The sequence below is a fragment of the Pseudomonas sp. RIT-PI-o genome (assembly GCF_001297215.1).
GTDB classification, from domain to species: Bacteria; Pseudomonadota; Gammaproteobacteria; order Pseudomonadales; family Pseudomonadaceae; genus Aquipseudomonas; species Aquipseudomonas moraviensis_A.
The window spans coordinates 88,752-104,506 of the sequence record NZ_LHPA01000017.1 but is presented as its reverse complement, the minus strand read 5'-3'; the positions used below and the strand labels follow the sequence as shown (position 1 = coordinate 104,506).

Annotated in this window: 16 protein-coding genes; 8 read left to right on the top strand and 8 right to left on the bottom strand. The window is 61.0% G+C overall.

Going from position 1 to position 15,755, the window contains the following annotated elements; translation table 11 throughout:
- Positions 1–62 precede the first annotated feature (62 nt).
- On the bottom strand, positions 63–1,175 hold the full coding sequence (locus AEQ63_RS07700) for an enoyl-CoA hydratase/isomerase family protein (RefSeq protein WP_064362591.1): 1,113 nt from the start codon (positions 1,173–1,175) through the stop codon (positions 63–65).
- Between the two features lie 132 nt (positions 1,176–1,307).
- Between AEQ63_RS07700 and ung the strand changes: the two genes are divergently transcribed.
- A complete protein-coding gene (gene ung / locus AEQ63_RS07695; protein ID WP_064362590.1) occupies positions 1,308–2,000 on the top strand; it encodes a uracil-DNA glycosylase in 693 nt (230 codons plus the stop codon).
- 90 nt (positions 2,001–2,090) lie between these two features.
- Here ung and AEQ63_RS07690 read toward each other — a convergent pair whose 3' ends face one another.
- Genes AEQ63_RS07690 through AEQ63_RS07675 form a run of 4 tightly spaced genes read right to left on the bottom strand, consistent with a single transcriptional unit; the run spans position 2,091 to position 6,126 of the window.
- Positions 2,091–3,125, bottom strand: a complete 1,035-nt coding sequence (locus AEQ63_RS07690) for an AbrB family transcriptional regulator (protein ID WP_064362588.1) — start codon at positions 3,123–3,125, stop codon at positions 2,091–2,093.
- Positions 3,118–4,632: a tripartite tricarboxylate transporter permease gene (locus AEQ63_RS07685; RefSeq protein ID WP_042608145.1), complete on the bottom strand. Its 1,515-nt coding sequence runs from the start codon at positions 4,630–4,632 to the stop codon at positions 3,118–3,120. The genes AEQ63_RS07690 and AEQ63_RS07685 overlap by 8 nt, the downstream gene beginning before the upstream one ends.
- A gap of 1 nt (position 4,633) precedes the next feature.
- On the bottom strand, positions 4,634–5,092 hold the full coding sequence (locus tag AEQ63_RS07680; RefSeq protein ID WP_039760883.1) for a tripartite tricarboxylate transporter TctB family protein: 459 nt from the start codon (positions 5,090–5,092) through the stop codon (positions 4,634–4,636).
- Positions 5,093–5,148: 56 nt separating this feature from the next.
- A complete protein-coding gene (locus AEQ63_RS07675; protein ID WP_042608144.1) occupies positions 5,149–6,126 on the bottom strand; it encodes a Bug family tripartite tricarboxylate transporter substrate binding protein in 978 nt (325 codons plus the stop codon).
- 448 nt (positions 6,127–6,574) lie between these two features.
- Here AEQ63_RS07675 and AEQ63_RS07670 point away from each other — a divergent pair, with 448 nt between their 5' ends.
- Together AEQ63_RS07670 and AEQ63_RS07665 are read left to right on the top strand one after the other, a co-directional pair.
- Positions 6,575–7,246, top strand: coding sequence for a response regulator (locus tag AEQ63_RS07670; protein ID WP_034153139.1), 672 nt, complete (start codon positions 6,575–6,577; stop codon positions 7,244–7,246).
- The gene (locus AEQ63_RS07665; RefSeq protein ID WP_064362586.1) at positions 7,239–8,624 is read left to right on the top strand and encodes a sensor histidine kinase; all 1,386 of its coding nucleotides are present in this window, start codon (positions 7,239–7,241) and stop codon (positions 8,622–8,624) included. Before AEQ63_RS07670 ends, AEQ63_RS07665 begins: the two co-directional genes overlap by 8 nt.
- 91 nt (positions 8,625–8,715) lie before the next feature.
- Here AEQ63_RS07665 and AEQ63_RS07660 read toward each other — a convergent pair whose 3' ends face one another.
- Together AEQ63_RS07660 and ygfZ are read right to left on the bottom strand one after the other, a co-directional pair.
- Entirely contained in the window at positions 8,716–9,537 is an 822-nt protein-coding gene (locus AEQ63_RS07660) for an HDOD domain-containing protein (protein ID WP_042608142.1), read from the bottom strand.
- A gap of 34 nt (positions 9,538–9,571) precedes the next feature.
- Positions 9,572–10,513, bottom strand: coding sequence for a CAF17-like 4Fe-4S cluster assembly/insertion protein YgfZ (gene ygfZ / locus AEQ63_RS07655; protein ID WP_064362584.1), 942 nt, complete (start codon positions 10,511–10,513; stop codon positions 9,572–9,574).
- A gap of 150 nt (positions 10,514–10,663) precedes the next feature.
- Between ygfZ and AEQ63_RS07650 the strand changes: the two genes are divergently transcribed.
- Complete coding sequence (locus AEQ63_RS07650; protein ID WP_007911418.1) at positions 10,664–10,918, top strand: FAD assembly factor SdhE; 255 nt, start codon at positions 10,664–10,666, stop codon at positions 10,916–10,918.
- Entirely contained in the window at positions 10,902–11,354 is a 453-nt protein-coding gene (locus AEQ63_RS07645) for a protein YgfX (protein WP_064362582.1), read from the top strand. Before AEQ63_RS07650 ends, AEQ63_RS07645 begins: the two co-directional genes overlap by 17 nt.
- Here AEQ63_RS07645 and nadB read toward each other — a convergent pair.
- Entirely contained in the window at positions 11,323–12,939 is a 1,617-nt protein-coding gene (nadB, locus tag AEQ63_RS07640; protein WP_064362580.1) for an L-aspartate oxidase, read from the bottom strand. The genes AEQ63_RS07645 and nadB overlap by 32 nt on opposite strands.
- 557 nt (positions 12,940–13,496) lie before the next feature.
- Between nadB and rpoE the strand changes: the two genes are divergently transcribed.
- From rpoE to AEQ63_RS07625, 3 genes are read left to right on the top strand one after another with little or no spacing between them, the layout of a single operon-like run.
- The gene (gene rpoE / locus AEQ63_RS07635; protein ID WP_003172477.1) at positions 13,497–14,078 is read left to right on the top strand and encodes an RNA polymerase sigma factor RpoE; all 582 of its coding nucleotides are present in this window, start codon (positions 13,497–13,499) and stop codon (positions 14,076–14,078) included.
- Between the two features lie 30 nt (positions 14,079–14,108).
- Complete coding sequence (locus tag AEQ63_RS07630; protein WP_008077804.1) at positions 14,109–14,696, top strand: sigma-E factor negative regulatory protein; 588 nt, start codon at positions 14,109–14,111, stop codon at positions 14,694–14,696.
- 8 nt (positions 14,697–14,704) lie between these two features.
- Complete coding sequence (locus tag AEQ63_RS07625) at positions 14,705–15,670, top strand: MucB/RseB C-terminal domain-containing protein (RefSeq protein ID WP_064362578.1); 966 nt, start codon at positions 14,705–14,707, stop codon at positions 15,668–15,670.
- Positions 15,671–15,755 lie beyond the last annotated feature (85 nt).

The following is a 15,755-nucleotide window of genomic DNA, read 5'->3' as shown; positions in this document are numbered from 1 at the left end:
TGGCGCCCGATTGAGCCAGCTCGCGATGGAAAGCCAGTCGCCATCGCGAGCAACGCGTCAGCTCAATACTGGATCAGATCTGCCAAGGGATGTCGCCCCTCCCAGACTTTATGGAAGTGCGCCTCGACCACCGCATCCGGCACGTTATTGATATCCGGCCAGTGCCAGTGCGGCTTCTGATCCTTGTCGATCAAACGTGCGCGCACGCCTTCGCTGAATTCCGGGTGCCGGCAGCAGTTGAGGCTCAGGGTGTATTCCATCTGGAATACTTCGGCCAGCGACATATGCCGCGCGCGAAGGATCTGTTGCCAGACCAGATGCGCGGTCAGCGGCGAGCCCTCGGCCATGGTTTTCGCCGCGCGGGCAATCAACGGATCGCTGCTGTCACGGTGCAGGCTGATGGCTTTCCACGCACAGGTGACGTCGCTGACGTCGAGCAATTCGTCGATCTGCTGGCGACGCGGCAGCCATTGCGCTTCGGGCATTTGCTCAAGAGCCTCCTGCTGCAGAGCCTTGAGCAGGCTGTTGAGCTGCATGGCGGTCTGTTCCTGCCAGTTCAATTGCAGCAGGCCTTCGATCAGTTGCGGTTGCTGTTCGTCGAGCAGGAAGCGGTCGGCCAGATCCAGATCCAGCGCATCGCGACCGTTGATGTGCGCGCCGGTCAGCCCGAGGAACAAGCCGAGCCTGCCCGGCAGCCGTGCGAGAAACCAGCTGGCGCCAACATCCGGATACAGGCCAATGCTGATTTCCGGCATCGCCAGACGGCTGCTCGGCGTGACGATCCGCGTGCTGGCGCCCTGCAACAGGCCCATGCCGCCGCCCAGCACGTAACCGTGGCCCCAGCAGATCAGCGGTTTCGGATAGGTGTGCAGGCTGTAATCCAGGCGATATTCCGCGCTGAAAAACTGCGCGGCCAGTGGCGGCACTTCGCCGGGATGAGCGCGGCAGGCTTCGACCAGGCTGCGCACCTCGCCGCCGGCGCAGAAGGCCTTGGCACCGTTGCCGCGCAGCAATACGCAGACAATTTGCGGATCATCGGCCCAGACTTTCAATTTGTCGCTGAGGGCGTTGATCATCGGCAGGGACAGCGCGTTCAGCGACTTTTCGGCATCCAGGCTGGCGATGCCGATGCGGGCGCCGTCGGTGCCGGTGCGTTCTTCGAAGTGCAGATTCATCGTGACCTCGATCGGAAATTTGAGCGATCAGTATGATCGCTGTGGGGGAAAGTGCCGGATCTGCGTCAGATCAATTGACAAGCGTGGCCGGCTTTCCTAGGGTTCGCCCCATTGTTTTTGCCGGAAATGACCATGACTGCTGACGACCGTATCAAACTCGAACCGAGCTGGAAGGAGGCACTGCGTGCTGAGTTCGACCAGCCTTACATGGCAGAGTTGCGCAGCTTTCTGCAGCAGGAGCGGGCGGCCGGCAAGGAGGTCTACCCGCCTGGGCCGTTGATTTTCAATGCGCTGAACTCGACGCCGCTGGACAAGGTGAAAGTGGTGATCCTCGGTCAGGATCCGTATCACGGCCCGGGCCAGGCCCACGGTCTGTGCTTCTCGGTGCAACCGGGCGTGCCGGCGCCGCCATCATTGGTCAACATCTATAAAGAGCTGAAGCGCGACCTCAACATCGACATTCCCAACCACGGCTACCTGCAGAGCTGGGCCGATCAGGGCGTGCTGCTGCTCAACACCACCATGACCGTCGAACGCGCCAACGCCAATGCGCACAAGGACAAGGGCTGGCAACACTTCACCGACCGCATCATCGAGGTGGTCAGCGAACGGCAGCCGCATCTGGTGTTCATGCTCTGGGGCGCCCATGCGCAGAGCAAGCAGAAGCTGATCGACGCCACCAAGCACCTGGTGCTGACCTCGGTGCATCCATCACCTTTGTCGGCCTATCGAGGGTTTTTGGGCTGTGGGCATTTCAGCCGGACCAACAAGTTTCTCGAACAGAATGGCGAAACGCCGATCGACTGGCGCCTTCCACCAATCTAAACGCATCGCGAGCAGGCTCACTCCTACTTTGCAATACATTCCCCTGTAGGAGTGAGCCTGCTCGCGATTGGGGCGACTCGGTCTTAAGACTCATGCGGCATTGCGATTCCAGTACCTGAACAACGGCTCCGCCAGAAACAGCACAAACAACAACCGCATCACCTGCATCGCCGTCACCAGTGGCACCGACAATTGCAGGGTCTCTGCCGTCAGGCTCATCTCGGCAATCCCCCCCGGCATCATGCCCAGAGTCAGCGAACGCAGATCCAGATGGGTCAGCGCACTCAAGCCCAACGCCGCCAGCGACGCGATCAACATGGTCAGCGCCGTGCCGATCAACGTCCGGCCCATGAACGACGGCGCGCGTCGGAAGAATTGCCGATTGAAGTGACAGCCCAAACCGCTGCCGATCAGCCATTGGCCGATCTGGCTGCCGCCGTTGGGCAAACCGATGTGCAAATCCCAGGTGATGCTCACCGCCGCGCTGACCAGCAACGGCCCGAACAGCCATGGATTGGGTTGGCGCAGACGCTGCCAGAGCCAGGCGAGCAGGGCACCCGCCGGAAACAGAATCGCCAACCAGCGCCAATCGACGCTGCCGGCATGAGAAATCGGCGTGCCGTCACCGAGCAGATACTTGAACGCCGCCGGCACGCACAACACCACCACCAGTACCCGCAGACTTTGCCCCGCCGCGACATGGCTGAGCAAAGCACCGTTGCGCGCGCCGAGGTTGACCATCTCTCCGGAACCGCCGGGCATGCTCGAGAAAAATGCGGTGGCGCGATCCTCGCCGGTGCGGCGCATCAGCCACACCCCGACCACCGCCGACAGGCTAGTGACCAGCGCACCGAAGAAGATCAGACCGAAATGACTGAGCACCTGCTCCATCACCAACGGGGTGAAGTGCAGGCCGATACCGATGCCGACGATCCACTGGCCGCACTTGCGCCCGCCAGGGATTTCCGCCAGTTGCCACGGGGTAAGGCAGCGTACGAGGATGATCGCCAGCAATGAGCCGACCATCCACGGCAGTGGCCAGCCGATCTGACTGGCGATGAAACCGCCCAGCAGACCGACCAGCGGGGTGCCCCACCAGGCTTTCAGGGACGAGCGATCAGACATCGGCGATAGCGCGACGAGCGACCGCGCGTTTGCGCCAGATGCGAATCAGCGGGAACAGCAGCATCAGCGCGGTCAGCACCCACACACCGAAAGTGATCGGGCTCGACCAGAGGATTTCCAGCGCACCGTTGGAAATCGACAGCGCGCGACGCAGGTTCTGCTCCATCAGACCGCCGAGGATGAAGCCCAGCAATACCGGCGACAACGGGAAGTCGAGCTTGCGCAGGATGTACCCGAAGATGCCGATGCCGACCATCAGGAACAGGTCGAAAGTGGTGGCGTGAACCGCGTAGACGCCGATCCCGGTGATGATCGCGATGACCGGCACCAGTGCCCAGTTCGGCACGGCGAGGATGCGCGTGAAAATGCGGATCATCGGGATGTTGAGGATCACCAGCATGATGTTGGCGATGAACAACGACGCGATCAGGCCCCAGACGATATCCGGTTGTTGCTGGAACAGCAGCGGGCCTGGGGTGATGTTGTACAGCGACAGCGCGCCGATCATCACCGCCGTGGTGCCCGAACCCGGTACGCCCAGTGTCAGCATCGGCACCAGCGCGCCGCAGGCCGAAGCACCGATCGCCGTTTCCGGTGCAGCCAGGCCACGGGCATCGCCCTGGCCGAACTTGCCGCTCGCACCGGCGATGCGTTTCTCGGTCATGTAGGCCACGGCGCTGGCCAATGTCGCGCCCGCACCCGGCAACACGCCCATGATGAAACCGAGCAGGCCGCAACGAATGTTCACCACGAACACCGAAGCCGCTTCCTTGAAGTTGAACATCATGCGCCCGGTCGCTTTTACCGCTTCCTGGCCGCGATGGGTTTTTTCCAGCAGCAAGAGGATTTCGCTGATCGAGAACAGACCCAGCACCAGCACCACGAATTGAATGCCGTCGGTCAGGTGAATATTGTCGCCGGTAAAACGGTACACGCCGCTGTTCGCGTCGATGCCGACGCTGGACAGGAACAGGCCGATCAATGCCGCGATAAAGGTCTTCAATGGTCGATCACCGGCCATGCCGCCGAGACAGACGATCGCAAACACCATCAACACGAAGTATTCCGCCGGTCCGAAAGCAATCGCCCACTTCGCCAGCAGCGGCGCAAACAACACCATCCCGCACGTGGCGATGAACGCGCCGATGAACGAACTCCACGCCGACAGCGACAACGCCACACCGGCCATGCCTTGGCGGGCCATCGGGTAGCCGTCGAGGGTGGTCATGACGGTGGATGCTTCGCCGGGAATGTTCAGCAGGATCGAGCTGATCCGGCCGCCGTATTCGCAGCCCAGATACACCGCCGCGAGCAGGATCAACGCCGACTCCGGCGGCAAACCGAGTGCGAACGCAATCGGGATCAGCAGCGCCACGCCGTTGATCGGGCCGAGGCCCGGCAGCAGGCCGACGACGGTGCCGATCAAGGTGCCGGTCAGCGCCGTGACCAGGTTGTACGGGCTCAGCGCGACGCCGAAGCCTTGACCCAAATAACCGAGGGTATCCATATCAGTTCTCCAGCACGTCGAGCAGGCCAAGGGGCAGCGGGACTTCCATCACCCGATCGAACAACAGGTACAGACCAATGGCCATCAGCGTGGTGACGACGATGCTCGGCACCCAGCGCCCGCCGTACAGGCGTGCCATCGGAATGCCGATCACGATGCTGCTGAGGATGAAACCCAGCGGTTCGAACAGGCCGGCGAACACCAGCAACAGTGCGACGCAGATTGCAATCTTGGTCAGGGTTTCGCGGTCCAGCGGCGGCTCGTCTTCACTGTGTTTGATCGGCGCCGGCCGGAACACCATGTACAGCAGCGCCAGGCCCATCAGGCCAAGCATCAGCAGCGGGAAGGCGCGCGGGCCGACCGGTTCGTAGGAAAAAGCCGCCTGGTACGGCCACGCCATCAGTGCCAGACCGGCGCAAACCAGCAGCAACACCGAGGCGAAAATGCGTTGAATAAGCATGAGAACTCCTGTGCCGCGCCCCCGAAGCGGGGAGCGCGGCCACTAGACAGAGACGATCACTGGATCAGGCCGAACTCTTTGGCCAGCACTTTGTAGTCGGCTACCTGCTTCTTCACATAGGTGTCCAGTTCCGCGCCAGTCATGGCGAACGGGAACAGTTCACGCTGATCGCGCAGGGTGGCGAACTCGTCGGAGGCCAGCAGTTTGTCGAACGCGTCTTTCCACCAGGCGTAGTCTTCGTCGCTGACTTTCGGCCCGAGGTAGAAGCCGCGCACCACCGGCCAGACGATGTCGTAGCCCTGCTCGCGGGCGGTCGGGATGTCTTTCATTTCCGGCTCGTCGAGACGCTTGTCGGCGAACACCGCGAGCAGGCGCATGTCACCGCTCTGGATGTGCGGCATGGAGTCGGAGATATCGGTACTGCCAACCTGGATGTGACCGCCGAGCAGAGCAGTGGCGATTTCGCCGCCGCCTTCGAGTGCCACGTAGCGCAGCTCACGGGGATTGATCCCGGCGGCCTTGGCGATCAATGCAGTTTGCATCCAGTCCTGGCTGCCGACGGTGCCGCCGGAGCCGATGACCACCGAGCCTGGATCTTTCTTCAATGCCTGCACGAGATCGTCGAGGGTCTTGTAGGGCGAATCGCTTTTCACCGCGATGGCGCCATAGCTGGTGCCGACCGCCGCGAGCCAGCGCACGTTGGTTTCATCGAAGCGACCGAACTTGCCCTGAGCCAGGTTCAACAGCGAACCGCTCGACCAGGCGACCAGCGTGCCGGCATCCGCCGGACGTTGCGCAACCACTGCGTTGTACGCCACCGCACCGACACCGCCGGGCATGTAGGTCACGCGCATCGGCTTGCTCAGCAGCTTCTGGTTGACCAGTGCGCTCTGCACCAGTTTGCAGGTCAGGTCGAAACCACCGCCGGGGGAGGCGGGGGCGATGCATTCAGGCCGTTTCGGCTCGGCCAGCAGTTGCCCGGCAAACAGCATCGCGCCAGCGGCGAGCGCAACTTTACGCAGTGATAAGTTCATCTGAGTCTCCTTGGGAGTTGTTGTTATGGACGTGCAGAATTACCAAAGGGCAACGCTTTGCTCAGCAGCGGGCGCAGGTGTTCGTTGCGCGGACGCATTGACTGGAATATCGGAAGGAAAAACGGCGTAGCCCGTCACGGAAAAACCGGCGAGGGCGGGGTTGCAGCGAAGGGTGTCGGCCTGTGAGAAAGCCCGGGTGTGCATGTACGACATGCGGGTTACTCCGATTATTGTTCTTATTGGTCGAAAACGCTTCGTGGCGTTTTGCGTTGCGCTGTGTGGCAGCAGCGGCGACAGTCGAAACTGTCCGTGGGCCGACTCTAACCGGCTAACCTTTCAGCAACCTTTCAGTTGTCTTTCACGGTTTTCAGGCTTCACAGCGGCGGTTGCGGCTGTAAACTCCGCGGCAAAGCGCGGCGTCGGCCGACCCTGAACGAGGTAACAATCCATGCGTGTCCTGCTCGTCGAAGACCATCTGCAACTGGCCGAAAGCGTGGCTCAGGCGCTCAAGAGCACCGGTCTGACCGTGGATGTGTTGCACGATGGCGTGGCCGCCGACCTGGCGCTCGGCAGTGAGGAATACGCCGTGGCGATTCTCGACGTCGGCCTGCCGCGCATGGACGGTTTCGAGGTACTGGCCCGTCTGCGTGCCCGCGGCAAGAACCTGCCCGTCCTGATGCTGACGGCGCGCAGTGACGTTAAGGACCGCGTACATGGTCTCAATCTCGGTGCTGACGATTATCTGGCCAAGCCGTTTGAACTGACGGAATTGGAAGCGCGGGTCAAAGCCTTGCTGCGCCGCAGTGTCCTGGGCGGCGAGCGTCAGCAGCGCTGTGGTGTGCTGGCGTATGACCTCGACACCCGACGCTTCACCCTCGGCGAAGAATTGCTGACCCTGACGTCACGCGAGCAAGCCGTTCTCGAAGCGTTGATCGCGCGGCCGGGGCGAGTGATGAGCAAGGAACAGCTCGCCGCCCAGGTATTCGGCCTCGACGAAGAAGCCAGCCCCGACGCGATCGAAATCTACGTGCACCGCTTGCGCAAGAAGCTCGACGGCCAGCCCGTGGCCATCGTGACTTTCCGCGGCCTCGGCTACCTGCTGGAAAGCCGCGATGCATAAGCCCAGCAGCCTGCGCTGGCGGTTGCTGTGGAACCTCGGATGGTTGCTGGTGGTGCTGATGCTCGCCAGTGGCTTGAGCGCTTACTGGAATGGTCGCGAAGCCGCCGACACCGCGTATGACCGCACACTGCTGGCCTCGGCGCGGACCATTGCGGCGGGGTTGTCGCAGCGCGATGGCAGTCTCAGCGCCGACGTGCCTTACGTGGCACTGGACACCTTCGCCTACGACAGCGCCGGGCGCATCTATTACCAGGTCAACGACATCCACCAGAAGCTTATTTCCGGCTACGAGAATCTGCCCGGGCCACCGCCCGGCACGCCGCGCACGGACAGCTATCCGGCGCTCGCACGCTTCTATAATGCCAAGTACAACGGCCAGAACGTACGCGTGGTCAGCCTGCTCAAAGCCGTGAGTGAGCCGAACATGAACGGCATGGCGGAGATTCGCGTGGCCGAAACCGACGAAGCGCGGGTCAGCATGGCGCGCAGTCTGGCGGCGGATACCTTGCTGCGCCTGGGCATGCTGGCCGTGGGTGCATTGTTGCTGGTGTGGTTTGCGGTCAGTGCGGCATTGCGCCCGCTGGAACGCTTGCGCACTGCAGTGGAAGAGCGCCAGCCCGACGACTTGCGGCCTCTGCCGCTGGTCGAAGTCCAGCATGAACTCGGGCCATTGGTTCGCGCGCTCAACCACTTCACCGAGCGCCTGCGCGGCCAGTTCGAGCGACAAGCGCAGTTCATCGCCGATGCTGCCCACGAATTGCGTACGCCGCTGGCGGCGCTGAAAGCTCGGCTGGAATTGGGCCTGCGTTCAAACGAGCCGGAGACCTGGCGCACAACCCTCGAGTCATCCGCACAAAGCACCGATCGCCTGACGCATCTTGCCAATCAGCTGCTGTCGCTGGCCCGCGTCGAAAACGGTGCGCGGGCGATCGCCGAGGGCGGCGCGCAACTGCTCGATCTGAGCCAATTGGCGCGCGAGCTGGGTATGGCCATGGCGCCTCTGGCGCACAAGCGCGGCGTAGCGCTGGCCTTGGAGGCGGATGAGCCGGTGTGGCTGCGTGGCGAACCGACCTTGCTTAACGAACTGTTGAGCAATCTGGTCGATAACGCACTGGCGCATACCCCGCAGGGTGGCAATGTGATCTTGCGGGTGACGGCACCGGCAGTGCTTGAGGTAGAAGACGACGGCCCAGGCATTCCGCAGGAAGAGCGCGATCGCGTGTTCGAGCGGTTTTACCGGCGTAATCAGCAGGTCGCCGGATCAGGCCTGGGCCTGGCGATTGTCGGCGAGATCTGCCGGGCGCATCTGGCGCAGATCACCTTGCATGACGGTGAGCAGGCGGGGTTGAAGGTGCGGGTGAGTTTTATCGCTGGGTGATCTTCTTTGCGAGCAGGCTCGCTCCCACATTGAAAATGCATTTTTCCTGTGGGAGCGAGCCTGCTCGCGAAAGCCGCGCCTCGGTCCCGGATCAGTAAAACATCGACCGCGACTCTTCCAGATCCGCGCAAAACTGTTTGTTCTCCGGATCAATCCCCAGCTTTCTGAACGCTGGAACACTCAGCGGATCAATCCGCGCGAAAGGATGGTCGGTACCCTTGCGGCAATACAGGTTCGCTACTTGCACCAAATCGACGTAATCGATTTTGGCCGAGTCGCGCTGAAAGTCCTCGTACAGCAATGGCAATTGCACCAGCCGTTCGGGAAACTCCCAGACCCGCAGCAACTTCTCGCCCAGCAATGGATGAATCTGCTCGATCACATGGGTGAGGCTGACCGCATCCGAGAGCAACTCGTTGTGGTCTTCGGCGTAGGTCAAAATCGGCAACACACCAATCTGATGCACCAGGCCGCCGAGCGCCGCCTGATCCGGCTTGAGCTGAGTGTGACGACGACACAGCGCATAACTCACACCGGCGATCTCCAGGCTGCTGCGCCAGACTTCGCGCATCTTCTGTTCGACCACTTCGGAGCGGGCGTTGAAGATCTGCTCCATGACCAGACCGATCGCCAGGTTGCTGCTGTAGTTGATGCCCAGGCGGGTGATGGCGGTGTGCAGGTCAGTAACTTCCTGCGCGGCGCGTAGCAGCGGGCTGTTGACCACTTTGATCAGGCGCGCCGACAGCGCAGTGTCACGGCCGATGACTTTGCTCAGATCGCTGACGCTGATTTCCGGATCCTCGGCGGCCTTGCGGATTTGCAGGGCCACTTCCGGCAACGTTGGCAGAACCAGGTCATCGTTATCGATGGCCGCAACCAAATCCTGTTGGACCTTTTCCGCCAGTTCGCTCATTTGGACTCTCTAGGGTGTCGCAACAATGCTGCGATCAGCGCTGGATTTCGCGGTCGCGATCCAGTTCGTAAGGCAGGTCGAGCAGGTGCAGTGCGGGGCCTTCGAGGGCGCCCAGATGCAAGTCACCGGCTTCGGCAGCTTCGGCCTGCAACACGGCCAGGAGTTCAATGTTTCCCTCGGCATTGGCCGCCAGCACCACTTCGCCGATCGAGCTGTTGTGGCTTGGGGCAAACAACTGAGTGCCGGGCTCCGGCAGCTCAGCCGTGTCAAGGCGCAAGCGATACAGGCGACGCTTGAGCTTGCCCAGGTACTGCATGCGCGCAACGATTTCCTGGCCGGTGTAGCAGCCTTTCTTGAAACTCACGCCGCCGACCGCCTGCAGATTGAGCATCTGCGGGATGAACAGCTCGCGGGTGCTTGGCATGACCTGACCGATACCGGCGCGGATCTGGCCGAGCAGCCATTGATTCAGATCGCCCTCGGGCAGCGTCGAGGACAGTTGGCTCTGGATGTTTTGCGCCTGGGCGGCGGGCACCCAGAGTTCGGCGCGCTCGGGCGAGACGCGAATCGCAATCAGGCTTTCGTGGCGCACGACGCTATCGGTTTCCGCCGGCAGGGCCAGACCGAGGCTGGTCAAGGCTGCGTCGCCATGCTCCAGGCCGAAGCGCACCCAGGCGGCGCTTTCATCGGTCAGTTTCGATTTGGAGAACACCGCGTACTTTTTCAGGTCGGCCAGTTGTGGCTCGAGCAGCTCGCTGGCCATCGCCATCACCACACCGTCACCTTCCAGCAGGATACGGAAGCTCGACTGCATCCGGCCTTTCTGCGTGCAACGGGCGCCGAGGCTGGCGCGGGTGTCACTCAGGTAATTGATATTGCAGGTCAACTGGCCTTGCAGGAATTTTCCGGCGTCCGCACCGCGAACCGCGAGTACGCCTTCATGAGACAGGGTGCAGAAAAAAGCAGAATCGGCCATGGGTCATCGCAGGGTAAATAGACTGGGGCACATCATAAGGGGGCAGGGTTGAAATGGGTAGTTGATAAAGGATCAAGGGTGCCCGACCAAAGCCGACTGTGCGGGCCGCGCCGGGGCTGTATACTGCCCGGCAAATTCGAGGAGGGCTCCATGGTCGAACAAGTTGAACTGAATCGCCTCTTTTGGCACAGCCGTCGCGGGATGCTTGAGCTTGACGTGTTGCTGGTGCCGTTCGTGCAGGAGGTTTACGCAACGTTGAATCAGGTGGATCGCGATCTCTACGTGCGTTTGCTGACCTGTGAGGATCAGGACATGTTCGGCTGGTTCATGGAGCGCAGCGAGTCGGAAGACCCTGAGCTGCAACGCATGGTCCGGATGATCCTGGATCGTGTTCAGCCCAAGTAATACGTTCGAATGCCGCTGGCATGCCTCACGGCAGTTGCTGGCGGCGTATCTGTTGGCCCAGGCGTTCGCCGTGGGCTCGTTGTGTCTACTGTCGATTCCGCTGTGGGCCAGTCTGGCCGGTGTTTCCGGCTGTCTGTTGCATGGCTTTTGGGTGATGCCCCGGCAGATTCTGCTGAGTCACCCGAATGCATTTTGCGGATTGCGACGCGACGGCGATGGCTGGCAGGTCTGGAATCGGGCGTGCGGTTGGCAGGCCGCGCAGTTACGACCGGACAGCCTGGCGCTGCCGCTGATCGTGGTTCTGCGTTTTCGCTTGCGCGGGCAATGGCGGGTCAGATCGATCTGCGTGCCACGGGATTCGCAGGCGGCGGATCTGCACCGACGCCTGCGAGTGCGGCTCAAGTTCAGCCGGCGTAGGTGGGCGGCACCAGAATAGTGTCGAGCGCTTCCGGCAGCAGGTCCGGGTAGTCGAGGGTGTAATGCAGGCCGCGACTTTCCTTGCGTTCCATGGCCGAGCTGATCATCAACTCGGCCACCTGCGCCAGATTGCGCAGCTCGATCAGGTCACGGCTGACTTTATAGTTGCTGTAGAACTCGTCGATCTCGTCCAGTAGCAAGCGCACCCGATGCTGTGCCCGTTGCAGGCGCTTGTTGGTGCGCACGATGCCGACGTAGTCCCACATGAAACGACGCAATTCGTCCCAGTTGTGCGCGATGATCACGTCTTCGTCCGAGTCGGTGACCTGGCTGGCGTCCCAGACGGGCAGGGCGCTCGGCGCCGCAACATCATCCAGCTGCGCGAGAATGTCTGTCGCTGCCGAACGGGCATAGACGAAGCATTCCAGAAGCGAGTTGCTGGCCATGCGGTTGGCGCCGTGCAGACCGGTGAAGCTGGTTTCGCCGATGGCGTAGAGCCCGGGCACGTCGGTGCGACCGTGCTGATCAACCATCACACCGCCACAGGTATAGTGCGCCGCGGGAACCACCGGGATCGGTTGACTGGTGATGTCGATGCCGAAGCCCAGGCAGCGCTCATAAACAGTCGGGAAGTGGCTTTTGACGAACGATTCGGGCTTGTGACTGATGTCGAGATAAACGCAGTCGATGCCCAGGCGCTTCATTTCATGGTCGATGGCCCGCGCGACGATGTCACGCGGCGCCAGCTCGGCGCGTTTGTCGAAGCGGTGCATGAAGCGCTCGCCGTTGGGCAGCTTCAAATGCGCACCTTCGCCACGCAGGGCTTCGGTGATCAGGAAGCTTTTGGCTTGCGGGTGATAGAGGCAGGTCGGGTGGAACTGGTTGAATTCCAGATTGGCCACCCGGCAGCCGGAGCGCCAGGCCATGGCGATGCCGTCACCGCAGGCGCCGTCCGGGTTGCTGGTATAAAGGTAGACTTTGGCGGCGCCGCCCGAGGCGAGGATCACGAAGCGTGCGCCGTAAGTATCGACTTCGCCGGTGGCGCGGTTCAGCACGTAGGCGCCGAGACACCGCTCGCCTTGCAGGCCCAGACGGCGCTCGGTGATCAGATCGACGGCGACACGCTGTTCCAGCAATTCGATGTTCGCGCGCTCTTTGGCCCGGGCCAACAAGGTCTTGAAGATCGCAGCGCCGGTGGCGTCGGCCGCGTGGATGATCCGCCGATGGCTGTGGCCGCCTTCGCGGGTCAGGTGAAATTCGAAACCGCCATCCTCTGTGCCGGACTTTTCGTCACGGGTAAACGGCACGCCCTGGTCGATCAGCCATTGAATGGCTTCGCGGCTGTGCTCGACGGTGAAGCGCACGGCATCTTCGTGGCACAAACCGCCTCCGGCATTAAGGGTGTCGTCGACGTGGGATTCGACAGTGTCAGTGTCGTCCAGCACGGCGGCGACCCCACCTTGAGCCCAAAAGGTCGAGCCGTTGGCGAGGTCGCCCTTGCTCAATACGGCAATGCGCAGATGACCGGGCAAGGTCAGCGCGAGACTCAAACCGGCAGCACCGCTGCCAATCACCAGAACATCGTGTTGGAACTGTTGGCTCATTTCAGGATTCCGCTCAAAGCGACCCGGATCGGGGTTGGCGCAAGACAGCTGGATCGGCGAGTCAAGACAGCCACACAGCCCACTAGTATATAGAGGGGTTGGACGGCACAATAGCCGGGCCCAGATGGCATTGTGAGACTACAGCGGGGTAAAAAGCGCTGTGCTTCGTCGGAAGATTTTTTCCCAGTGTGTGGGAAAAGACACCTGTATCGGCGCTGAAACAGACTTTTCCGCCCACGGTTGCGCAATGTCAGGTGGGTCCGGCTATAAATAATTGGAACTTTTGCCAAAGGCCCAAGATCAATAGACGGTGCCAGAAACCAGGGACAGTGTCGGCTTCAGTGCGGAATCTGCGTTTGGATTCCTGCCGGCGAAACCGATAACAAGATTATTCGCGCAGCCGGTTTATCCCGCGCTGCGTTTTTCGTGCGTGCCAAATCAGAGCCCGCAGGAAACTTGCTTGGAGGGGGAGAACTTTTGCGAAAAGCCCGAGTCTATGTTTGCAAGTCTGGTCGTTTAGTAATGCAAGTCTCCTCCGGGCTTATCGAGGAGTGTTCATGCTAACCCAGGAAGAGGATCAGCAGCTGGTCGAACGCGTTCAGCGTGGCGACAAGCGAGCTTTCGATCTGCTGGTGCTGAAATATCAGCACAAAATTCTCGGGTTGATCGTGCGTTTTGTGCACGACACCCATGAAGCCCAGGACGTTGCTCAGGAAGCCTTTATCAAGGCGTATCGGGCACTTGGAAATTTCCGCGGTGACAGTGCGTTTTATACGTGGCTGTACCGTATTGCCATTAACACGGCGAAGAACTACCTGGTTTCCCGCGGCCGTCGGCCGCCGGATAGCGATGTAAGTTCGGAGGATGCAGAGTTCTACGATGGCGATCACGGCCTCAAGGATCTCGAATCACCAGAACGTGCGTTGCTGCGGGATGAGATCGAAGGCACTGTCCATCGGACCATCCAGCAACTGCCAGAGGATTTGCGTACGGCTTTAACTTTACGTGAATTCGATGGTCTGAGTTACGAGGACATTGCGAGCGTCATGCAGTGTCCGGTGGGTACCGTGCGCTCCCGGATTTTCCGCGCTCGGGAGGCCATCGACAAAGCCCTGCAACCGTTGTTGCAGGAAAACTGAGACAGCGGCGACAGCCAAGAGAGGAACGCCATGAGTCGTGAAGCCCTGCAGGAATCGCTGTCCGCAGTGATGGATAACGAAGCGGACGAACTGGAATTGCGTCGAGTGCTCAGCGCACTGGATGATGTTGATACCCGTGAGACCTGGGCTCGTTACCAGATCGCTCGGGCAGCCATGCACAAGGATCTGCTGCTTCCGCGTCTGGATATCGCTGCGGCAGTGTCTGCTGCGCTGGAAGACGAAACGGCTCCGGCCAAAGTATCCCGCAGCCCATGGCGTAACCTGGGTCGCCTCGCTGTTGCCGCTTCGGTGACCGTGGCTGTTCTGGCCGGTGTTCGCCTGTACAACCAGGACGAAATCGCTGGCGTCGAATTGGCGCAGCAGTCGAATCAACCAACTCTGGCCACTCCACAGGTCAAGGGTCCGGCAGTTCTGGCTGGTTACAGCGAAAGCTCGGAAGCGACTGGCCCGATGGCCAATGGCGTTTTGCAAGGTCAGCCAGGCTGGCATGATCAGCGTCTGCCAGGCTATCTGCGTCAGCACGCTCAGCAGGCTGCACTCAAGGGAACTGAAAGCGCGCTGCCATACGCACGTGCTGCAAGCCTGGAAAACCGTTAAGGAGGATCATGCGCGCCATCCCTCTACTTTCGCTTCTGCTCAGTGGCTGGTTCGTTGTTCCAGCCCACGCTGATGAGGCCCAGGACTGGTTGACCCGTCTGGGCCAGGCCGAGCAGCAGCAAAGCTTCAACGGTACTTTCGTTTACGAGCGCAACGGCAGTTTTTCCACGCACAACATCTGGCATCGTGTCCAGAATGGTCAGGTCCGCGAGCGGCTGTTGCAGCTCGACGGCTCGGCTCAGGAAGTCGTGCGCATTGATGGCCGTACTCAATGCGTCAGCGGCACCCTGATTGCGGGATTGGGTGATTCACCCAACGCTGCCGCCCGTGCGCTGGATCCCAAAAAGCTGAAGAACTGGTATGACCTTGCGGTTATCGGCAAGTCGCGCGTTGCCGGCCGTGACGCGGTGATCGTGTCGCTGACCCCTCGTGATCAGCACCGTTACGGTTTCGAACTGCATCTGGACAAGAAAACCGCGCTGCCGCTCAAGTCGTTGCTGTTGAACGATAAAGGTCAGTTGCTCGAACGTTTCCAGTTCACCAGTCTCGACACTGATGAAATCCCTTCTGACAAAGAATTGCTGGCAGACGCCGATTGCAAGCCGATCACTATCGGCAATGACAAGGCTTCCGCAGCGAAGACCGTGCAGAACTGGCGTTCGGACTGGCTGCCGCCAGGCTTCGAGCTGACCAGCAGCAGTTCGCACAAGGATGCGCAGACCAAGACCCAGGTCAGCAGCCTGATGTACGACGATGGCCTGGCGCGGTTCTCGGTGTTTCTTGAGCCGTTGAACGGTGCAACCGTCACCGACACCCGCACTCAGCTGGGTCCGACCGTCGCGGTATCGCGTCGCCTGACCACGCCGCAAGGTGAAATGATGGTCACGGTGGTGGGCGAAATCCCGATTGGTACTGCCGAACGAATCGCTCTATCGATGCGTAACAACGATGGCGCTGCGACCAGCAAGCAGTGAGCTGATTTCAGTCATTTCCACTTCGTCGTCGAGACGTCGAAATGTTTGCTGAGCATTTTCATTTGCAAAACCCCTGAAAATTTTT

Coding starts and splice junctions, on each gene's coding strand:
- AEQ63_RS07700 (WP_064362591.1), bottom strand. CDS start 1,175: ATGAATCTGCACTTCGAAGAACGCACCGGCACCGACGGCGCCCGCATC.
- AEQ63_RS07685 (WP_042608145.1), bottom strand. CDS start 4,632: ATGGATACCCTCGGTTATTTGGGTCAAGGCTTCGGCGTCGCGCTGAGC.
- AEQ63_RS07630 (WP_008077804.1), top strand. CDS start 14,109: ATGAGTCGTGAAGCCCTGCAGGAATCGCTGTCCGCAGTGATGGATAAC.
- AEQ63_RS07625 (WP_064362578.1), top strand. CDS start 14,705: ATGCGCGCCATCCCTCTACTTTCGCTTCTGCTCAGTGGCTGGTTCGTT.
- AEQ63_RS07675 (WP_042608144.1), bottom strand. CDS start 6,126: ATGAACTTATCACTGCGTAAAGTTGCGCTCGCCGCTGGCGCGATGCTG.
- ygfZ (WP_064362584.1), bottom strand. CDS start 10,513: ATGGCCGATTCTGCTTTTTTCTGCACCCTGTCTCATGAAGGCGTACTC.
- ung (WP_064362590.1), top strand. CDS start 1,308: ATGACTGCTGACGACCGTATCAAACTCGAACCGAGCTGGAAGGAGGCA.
- AEQ63_RS07660 (WP_042608142.1), bottom strand. CDS start 9,537: ATGAGCGAACTGGCGGAAAAGGTCCAACAGGATTTGGTTGCGGCCATC.
- nadB (WP_064362580.1), bottom strand. CDS start 12,939: ATGAGCCAACAGTTCCAACACGATGTTCTGGTGATTGGCAGCGGTGCT.
- AEQ63_RS07665 (WP_064362586.1), top strand. CDS start 7,239: ATGCATAAGCCCAGCAGCCTGCGCTGGCGGTTGCTGTGGAACCTCGGA.
- AEQ63_RS07690 (WP_064362588.1), bottom strand. CDS start 3,125: ATGTCTGATCGCTCGTCCCTGAAAGCCTGGTGGGGCACCCCGCTGGTC.
- rpoE (WP_003172477.1), top strand. CDS start 13,497: ATGCTAACCCAGGAAGAGGATCAGCAGCTGGTCGAACGCGTTCAGCGT.
- AEQ63_RS07670 (WP_034153139.1), top strand. CDS start 6,575: ATGCGTGTCCTGCTCGTCGAAGACCATCTGCAACTGGCCGAAAGCGTG.
- AEQ63_RS07680 (WP_039760883.1), bottom strand. CDS start 5,092: ATGCTTATTCAACGCATTTTCGCCTCGGTGTTGCTGCTGGTTTGCGCC.
- AEQ63_RS07650 (WP_007911418.1), top strand. CDS start 10,664: ATGGTCGAACAAGTTGAACTGAATCGCCTCTTTTGGCACAGCCGTCGC.